The 7,012-nt window shown below is 69.0% G+C and carries 12 protein-coding genes and 1 pseudogene; all 13 read left to right on the forward strand.

Annotated elements, in window-relative coordinates:
• A pseudogene (locus ACK42S_RS13785) lies at positions 1-186 on the forward strand (hypothetical protein); the annotation flags it as partial.
• A complete protein-coding gene (locus tag ACK42S_RS13790; protein WP_009518242.1) occupies positions 186-407 on the forward strand; it encodes a phage head-tail joining protein in 222 nt (73 codons plus the stop codon). The pseudogene ACK42S_RS13785 and the gene ACK42S_RS13790, both read left to right, overlap by 1 nt.
• Positions 407-1,894 carry a phage portal protein gene (locus ACK42S_RS13795; RefSeq protein ID WP_409708590.1) on the forward strand — a complete coding sequence of 496 codons (1,488 nt, stop codon included), beginning with the start codon at positions 407-409 and terminating at the stop codon, positions 1,892-1,894. Before ACK42S_RS13790 ends, ACK42S_RS13795 begins: the two co-directional genes overlap by 1 nt.
• A gap of 10 nt (positions 1,895-1,904) precedes the next feature.
• Positions 1,905-3,113 (forward strand): S49 family peptidase, encoded by a 1,209-nt coding sequence (locus ACK42S_RS13800; RefSeq protein ID WP_409708593.1) that lies wholly within the window; start codon positions 1,905-1,907, stop codon positions 3,111-3,113.
• Between the two features lies 1 nt (position 3,114).
• Positions 3,115-3,492, forward strand: coding sequence for a head decoration protein (locus ACK42S_RS13805; RefSeq protein WP_409708596.1), 378 nt, complete (start codon positions 3,115-3,117; stop codon positions 3,490-3,492).
• 2 nt (positions 3,493-3,494) lie between these two features.
• Positions 3,495-4,496, forward strand: a complete 1,002-nt coding sequence (locus ACK42S_RS13810; protein WP_409708599.1) for a major capsid protein — start codon at positions 3,495-3,497, stop codon at positions 4,494-4,496.
• Positions 4,496-4,774 (forward strand): hypothetical protein, encoded by a 279-nt coding sequence (locus ACK42S_RS13815; protein ID WP_409708602.1) that lies wholly within the window; start codon positions 4,496-4,498, stop codon positions 4,772-4,774. The genes ACK42S_RS13810 and ACK42S_RS13815 overlap by 1 nt, the downstream gene beginning before the upstream one ends.
• Positions 4,775-4,784: 10 nt before the next feature.
• Positions 4,785-5,210: a hypothetical protein gene (locus ACK42S_RS13820; RefSeq protein ID WP_409708605.1), complete on the forward strand. Its 426-nt coding sequence runs from the start codon at positions 4,785-4,787 to the stop codon at positions 5,208-5,210.
• Positions 5,211-5,215: 5 nt separating this feature from the next.
• Positions 5,216-5,419 (forward strand): hypothetical protein, encoded by a 204-nt coding sequence (locus tag ACK42S_RS13825; protein ID WP_409708608.1) that lies wholly within the window; start codon positions 5,216-5,218, stop codon positions 5,417-5,419.
• A gap of 2 nt (positions 5,420-5,421) precedes the next feature.
• Positions 5,422-6,174, forward strand: coding sequence for a hypothetical protein (locus ACK42S_RS13830; protein ID WP_409708611.1), 753 nt, complete (start codon positions 5,422-5,424; stop codon positions 6,172-6,174).
• A 10-nt stretch (positions 6,175-6,184) separates the two neighbouring features.
• Positions 6,185-6,592, forward strand: coding sequence for a DUF6631 family protein (locus ACK42S_RS13835; protein ID WP_409708614.1), 408 nt, complete (start codon positions 6,185-6,187; stop codon positions 6,590-6,592).
• A gap of 29 nt (positions 6,593-6,621) precedes the next feature.
• A complete protein-coding gene (locus ACK42S_RS13840; protein WP_409708617.1) occupies positions 6,622-6,777 on the forward strand; it encodes a hypothetical protein in 156 nt (51 codons plus the stop codon).
• A 3-nt stretch (positions 6,778-6,780) separates the two neighbouring features.
• Positions 6,781-7,012, forward strand: a 232-nt coding sequence (locus tag ACK42S_RS13845) for a DUF6441 family protein (RefSeq protein WP_409708620.1), incomplete at its 3' end; no start/stop codon positions are given.

A 7,012-nucleotide genomic window follows, 5' to 3' on the forward strand; every position in this document is an offset into this window, starting at 1 on the left:
ATGCCGGATGCGAACTACTGCTGGGTGGGTGTGGCCCGCAGCAACACCAACACGGGCACGCAGCGGCTGCTGATCGTGCGCTCGACCTTGGATGAGAAGACGCCGACGCACGTCGATGTGGGCTGCGCGACCACCGCGGCGTCCTTCGCCGACTCCCCCGAAATCAACCTCGTGGTCTACCGCTGATGTCCTATACCCAAGCCCACCTCGAAGCCTTGGAAGCGGCGCTGGCCAAAGGCGAAAAACGCGTGAGCTTCGGCGACAAGACCGTCGAGTACCGCAGTGTCGAGGAACTGCAGGCTGCGATCGCGGCGGTCAAGCGCGACCTGTTCGAGCAGGCGGCTGCCACGGGGCTGTGGCCCGGCGCGCCGCGGCAGATCCGCATCACCACGAGCAAGGGGTTCTGATGGCCTGGTACGCGAAGATCCGCAGTCTGTTTGGTGGGGCGCCGGTGCACGAGGCTGCCGGCCGTGGCCGTCGCTCCTTGGCGTGGATGCCCGGTAACCCCGGCGCGGTGGCGGCGATGCTGGCCACGAGCGCCGAACTGCGCACCAAGAGCCGCGACCTGGTGCGGCGCAACGCCTGGGCCAATGCCGGTATCGAGGCGTTCGTCGCCAACGCGGTGGGCACTGGCATCAAACCGCAGTCGATGGCCGAGGATGAAGCCTTCCGCGCCGACGTGCAGGCGCTGTGGCGCGACTGGACGGAGGTGGCCGACACCACCGGGCAGACCGACTTCTACGGCCTGCAGGCGCTCGCCTGCCGGGCCATGCTCGAGGGGGGCGAGTGCCTGATTCGCCTGCGCTGGCGGCGTCCGGAGGACGGCCTGATCGTGCCGCTGCAATTGCAGCTTCTCGAAGCCGAGCATCTGCCGCTGCATCTCAACACGGAACTGCCCTCGGGCAACGTCGTGCGCGCCGGCATCGAGTTCGACAGCCTGGGGCGGCGCGTGGCCTACCACCTGTATCGCTCCCACCCCGAAGATGGGCGGCTTGCGCCCATGTCGGGCCAGGGCGGGCAGGAGACGGTTCGCGTACCGGCATCCGAGATCATGCACCTCTACCGCGTGCTGCGCCCCGGCCAGATCCGCGGCGAGCCATGGCTCGCACGCGCCTTGGTCAAGCTCAACGAGCTCGACCAGTACGACGACGCCGAACTCGTGCGCAAGAAAACCGCCGCGATGTTCGCCGGCTTCATCACGCGGCTCGCTCCCGAGGACAGCCTGATGGGAGAAGGCGTCGCCAACGAGGCCGGTATCGCGTTGGCGGGGCTGGAACCGGGGACCCTGCAAATCCTGGAGCCGGGCGAGGATGTGAAGTTCTCCGATCCGGCCGACGTGGGCGGCAGCTACGGCGAATTCCTGCGCGCGCAGTTTCGCGCGGTTGCCGCCGCCATCGGCGTGACTTATGAGCAGCTGACCGGCGATCTCTCCGGCGTGAACTACTCCTCCATCCGCGCCGGGATGCTGGAGTTCCGCCGCCGCACCGAGGCGATTCAGCATGGCGTGCTGGTGCACCAGCTGTGCCGCCCGGTGTGGAACGCCTGGCTCGATCAGGCCGTGTTGGCCGGCAGCCTCACAGCGCCCGGCTACGCCCGCCGCCGGCGGGACTACCTGGCCTGCAAATGGATTCCCCAGGGCTGGCAGTGGGTCGACCCTGAAAAAGAGTTCAAGGCGATGCTGCTGGCGATCCGCGCGGGCCTCATGAGCCGCTCGGAAGCGATCTCGGCCTTTGGCTACGACGCCGAGGATGTGGATCGCGAGATTGCCGCCGACAACCGTCGCGCCGACGACCTCGGCCTGATCTTCGACTCCGATCCGCGCCGCACGGCCAAGGGCGGCGGAAGCACCGAGCCCCTCGCACAGGCTGCCGAAAGCCCAGCGCCGCCCGCCTGAAGGAACCCGCATGACCCCGTTGCCGCATCTGGCGGCGCGTCTGTTTGGCGCGCCGCTGCTGATCCATCGCCCGAAACTCGAGGTCATCCTCGCCGTGCTGGGGCCGCGCATCGGTTTGGCGGGTGGAGAAGCCCTACCGCCAATTCCCCCTCTGCGCAGCCCGCCCGCCGCCAAGGCAGGCATCGCCGTCTTGCCGATCCACGGCACGCTGGTGCGGCGCACTGGCGGGCTGGAAGCCGCCTCAGGACTGACCAGCTACCAGGACATCGCCGCGCAGCTGGATGCGGTCATCGCTGACCCAGCGGTCGCGGCCATCGTGCTGGACATCGACTCACCCGGCGGCGAGTCCGGCGGCGTGTTCGACCTGGCCGACCGGGTGCGTGCAGCCGCGCAGATCAAGCCGGTGTGGGCGCTGGCCAACGACATGGCCTACTCGGCCGCCTACGCCATCGGCTCGGCCGCCAGCCGCCTCGTGGTCACCCGCACCGCGGGGGTCGGCTCGATTGGCGTCATCGCCATGCACGCCGACCAGTCGGTGCGCGATGCCCAGGATGGCATCCGGTACACGACCGTCTTCGCCGGCGCGCGCAAGAACGACCTCAACCCGCACGAGCCGATCTCAGACGAAGCCCACGCCTTGCTCAAGCGCGAGGTGGATCGGATCTACGGCCTGTTCGTCGACACCGTGGCCCGCCATCGCGGCCTGAGCACGGACGCGGTGCGCGCCACCGAAGCCGGTGTGTTCTTCGGGCAGGACGCCGTCGCGGCAGGGCTGGCCGATGCCGTCGGCACCTTCGATGACCTGCTGGCCGATTTGACCGCGGCCCTTTCAACCCCAGCGACGCGCGCCAGCACGACGCCGGGACACCTTCACCCACCACGACTGGAGCCCTTCATGAATGAACCCGGAACCTCTGCTGATCCTGGGCTTGGCGCTGATCCTGATCGCGCTGCTGGCGCGCATCCGCCAATGACCATTGACGACGCGCAGGAGATCGCCGAGCTGTGCGCGCTGGCGGGCTGCCCTGAGCGCATCGCCGCTTACCTCGCGGCACGCACCTCGCCCGCTCAGGTGCGCAGCCAGCTGCTCGCCGCCCGCGCCAGCGGGCAGGAGATCCACAGCCACATCGCGCCGGATGCGGCCAAGCCGAATCCCCCATCCCTCCACGACAACCCCCTGGTGCAGGCAGCCCGCGCCCGCGCCGGCAAGGAGAAGTGACATGCCCGCCATCACCGAAGGCCTGAACCTGGGCGATCTTCTGAAGTACGAAGCGCCCAATCTCTATTCCCGTGACCAGGTCACCGTCGGCGCGGGTCAGAACCTGCCCTTGGGTGCGGTCGTCGGCCTGGTCACCGCCACCGGCAAGGTCAAGCAGATCGATCCGTCGGCTACCGATGGCAGCCAGGTGGCCGCAGGCGTGCTGATGCAGGCCGTGGACGCCACGCTGATCGACCGCGAGGACGGGCTGATGCTGGCCCGCCACGCCATCGTCGCCGATCACGCCCTGGCGTGGCCCGCCGCCATCACCGCCTCAGAAAAACAAGCTGCCATCGCGCAGCTCAAGAGCCTGGGCATCCTCGTGCGCAAAGGAGTCTGACCATGAACAACCCCTTCGAGAACCCCGCTTTCTCGATGGCGGCGCTGACCGCCGCCATCAACCTGCTGCCCAACAACTACGGCCGCCTGGACGAGATGGGCCTGTTCCCGGCCAAGCCGGTGCGCTTCCGCTCGGTCGCCGTGGAGGAGAAGAACGGCGTGCTCACCCTGCTGCCGACGATGCCTGTGGGCTCGCCCGGCACGGTGGCCAAGCGTGGCAAGCGCAAGCTGCGCTCGTTCGGCATCCCGCACATCCCCCACGACGACGTGGTGCTGCCCGAGGAGGTCCAGGGCATCCGCGCCTTCGGCTCGGAGACCGAGGTGCAGACCGTGGCGGCGGTGATGGCCGAGCACCTCCAGGCGATGCGCAACAAGCACGCCATCACCCTGGAACACCTGCGCATGGGCGCCTTGAAAGGCAGCATCCTCGATGCCGACGGCACCGAGATCTACAACCTGTTCACGCTGTTCGAGATCACGCCCAAGGTCATCAACTTCCAGCTCAGCAACCCGGGCACCGACGTCAAGAAGAAGTGCCTCGACCTCAAGCGCTACATGGAGAAGAACCTCATGGGCGAGCGCATGACCGGCATCCACTGCCTGGTGTCCGAGGAGTTCTTCGATGCACTGACCAGCCATGAGAAGGTCGTCGCCGCCTATGATCGCTGGCAGGACAGCCTGGCCCTGCGCTCGGACATGCGCGCGGGCTTTACCTTCGCCGGCATCACCTTCGAGGAATACTCGGGTGAGGCCAGCGACGGCGACACCACGCGCCGCTTCATCGCCGCGGGCGAAGGCCACGCCTTCCCGCTGGGCACGGTGGACACCTTCGCCACCTACTTTGCGCCGGCCGACTTCAACGAGACGGCCAATACGCTGGGCCAGCCGCTGTACGCCAAGCAGGAGCCGCGCAAGTTCGACCGCGGCACCGACATCCACACCCAGTCCAACCCGCTGCCGATGTGCCACCGACCGGCGGTGCTGGTGAAGGTGCTGGCGTCCTGATGGATGTCGAAACGCTGTACGCATCGGCCCGCAACGCCGGCCTCCTGACCCCCGTCACGGTGGCCGGAACCACCGTGCCCTGCGCCTTCCGCGCCCCGGACGAGACGGTGCTCGAGGGCCTGGCGCTGTCGCGCGACCACCAGATCGACTACCCGGCCGCGTGGCTGACGCTGGCCGTCGGCGACACGGTCGAGGTGGCCGGCAATACCTACCAGGTGCGCGACGTGCGGGCGATCGGCGACGGCAGCGAGTGTCGCGCCTGGCTCACCCGGCTCTGAGGACTTCCCCATGCCTTCCATCCGCGAGCGCCTCTTGCGGGCGATCGTCACGCGGCTGGGCGCTGCGATCGCGCCCATCCCGGTGCTGCGCCAGCCCACGGTGCCGCTCACCCGCGAGGCCAGCCCCGCGCTGCTGCTCTTGGCCGAAGGCGACCAGATCACCGCCCGCGCCAACCACCTGGTCGACCGGCTGCTCATCGTGCGGCTCGCGGTGGTGGCGCGCGGCGCGGATGCCTTCGAGGTGGCCGACCAGCTGCTGGTCACGGCCCACGCGGCGCTTCTGGCCGACCCCAACCTCGGCGGGCTGTGCATCGCCGTGCGCGAGATCGACGCCGAGTGGGAGGCCGAGGACGCCGACGCCGGGGCCGTGCTGCTGCCTGCGCGCTACGAGATCCGCTACCGCACCCACGCCATCGACCTCACCCAGACAGGATGACCCACATGCACATCGAACTGCTGAGACCCCACACCCACGCGGGACAGCGCCTCGCCGTGGGCGAGCGCATCGACCTCCATGAGACCAGCGCCCGCTGGCTGATCGCACAGGGCGTGGCCAAGGCGGCCACCCCGACCCTCGACGCCAAACCCGCCCGTCGCGAGCCGGCCTCCGGCGCTTCCACGACGGCGGCCACCCAAGGAGACTGACCATGCCCTACTTCTCTGGACAGGGCCGCGTCTACATCGGCGCGCGCGACTCGGCCGGCAACCCGGCCGGGCTCACCTTCGTCGGCAACGTGCCGGAACTCAAGGTATCGCTGTCGGTGGACACGATCGAGCACCAGGAGGCGCAGTCCGGCCAGCGCCTCACGGACCTGCAACTCATCAAGACCAAGAAGGGCGAGTTCGCCTGCACGCTGGAAGAACTCATCCCGGCCAACCTGGCGCTGGCGCTCTACGGCCACAGCACCCAGGTCACGCCGGGCACGGTCACGGGCGAAGCGCTGCCCAACCCAATCACGCCCGGGCATCTCTATCCGCTCGCGCACCAGAACGTCTCGGCGGTGCAGGTCCAGGACTCCGATAGCCCGCCCAAGACGCTGCCGGCCGCGCAGTATCAGGTGCACGCCAAGCACGGGTCGCTCCTGATCCTGGACGCCACCACCGGCGGCCCCTATACCGAGCCCTTCACGGTGGACTATGCCTATGGGGCGGCCAGCCGCACGGCGATGTTCACCCAGGCCCTGCCCGAGCGCTGGATCCGCTTCGAGGGTCTGAACACCGCCGACGGCAACCGCGAGGTGGTGATCGATCTGTACCGTGTGGCCATCAACCCGGCCAAGGAACTGTCGATCATCACCGACGAACTGCTCAAGTTCGAACTCTCCGGCCAGGTGCTGGCCGACCTCACCAAGCCGATCGGCGGCGATCTGGGCCAGTTCGGCCGCCTCGTGCTCTTGTAAGGGGATGGCGATGACCCACACGAGCACCGACTTCCAGACCTTCCCGCCCGCGCCGAAAGTAGTGGCCGTGGCCGGCACCACGGTGGAGCTCACGCCGATCCGCCTGGGGGAGCTGCCACGGCTGCTGGCCGTGGTGCGGCCTATTGCTTCGGATCTGTCGGCCGAGCCGGACTGGCTCGACCTCTTGGCGCGGCACGGCGAGGCGATGCTGGATCTGCTGGCCCTGACCACTCGGCGCGATCGGGCCTGGGTGAACGATCTGGCGCTGGATGAGGCCGTGACGCTCGCGGCAGCCGTGTTCGAGGTGAACGCGGATTTTTTTGTGGGGCAGCTCGCACCGGCGATCCAGGGCGCGGCGCAGCGGCTGGCCCCGACCCTGGGCCAGATTCGGGCTGGGACGGCGCCGTCGCCCGCCTGATCCGCGCCGGGCACCGGCTCGATGACGTGATGCGCTACACGCTGCCGCAGGCGCGGGCCTTGCTGGACGCCGACGCACGGATCGAGCGGCAGCAACTGGCCTTGCGGCTGGCGCTGCACGCCGTGGCGGCCCAGGGCGAGCGGGCCGCCATCGAACGACTGCAACGCGAGCTGCTGGAGGGCTGAGCCGTGCGTCTGACGCTGGCCACCTCCGGGCTGCTCGATCCGAGGCAACTCTCGGCCTGGAGCGCCGAGCGCAGGCAGGCGATCCACGCCGCCGTCGCCCGCGGCATGCACGCCGGTGGGCGCGAGGTGCGCGAGGCCGCCCGCGCCCAGATGCGCAGCGCCTTTGCGGTGCGGCGCGCGAGCTTCGTCTCGTCGATGCAGACCAAGGTGTTCGACCAGAAGCCCGAGCGTCTGC

This window comes from Caldimonas sp. (assembly GCF_046289365.1).
Lineage (GTDB): Bacteria > Pseudomonadota > Gammaproteobacteria > Burkholderiales > Burkholderiaceae_C > Caldimonas.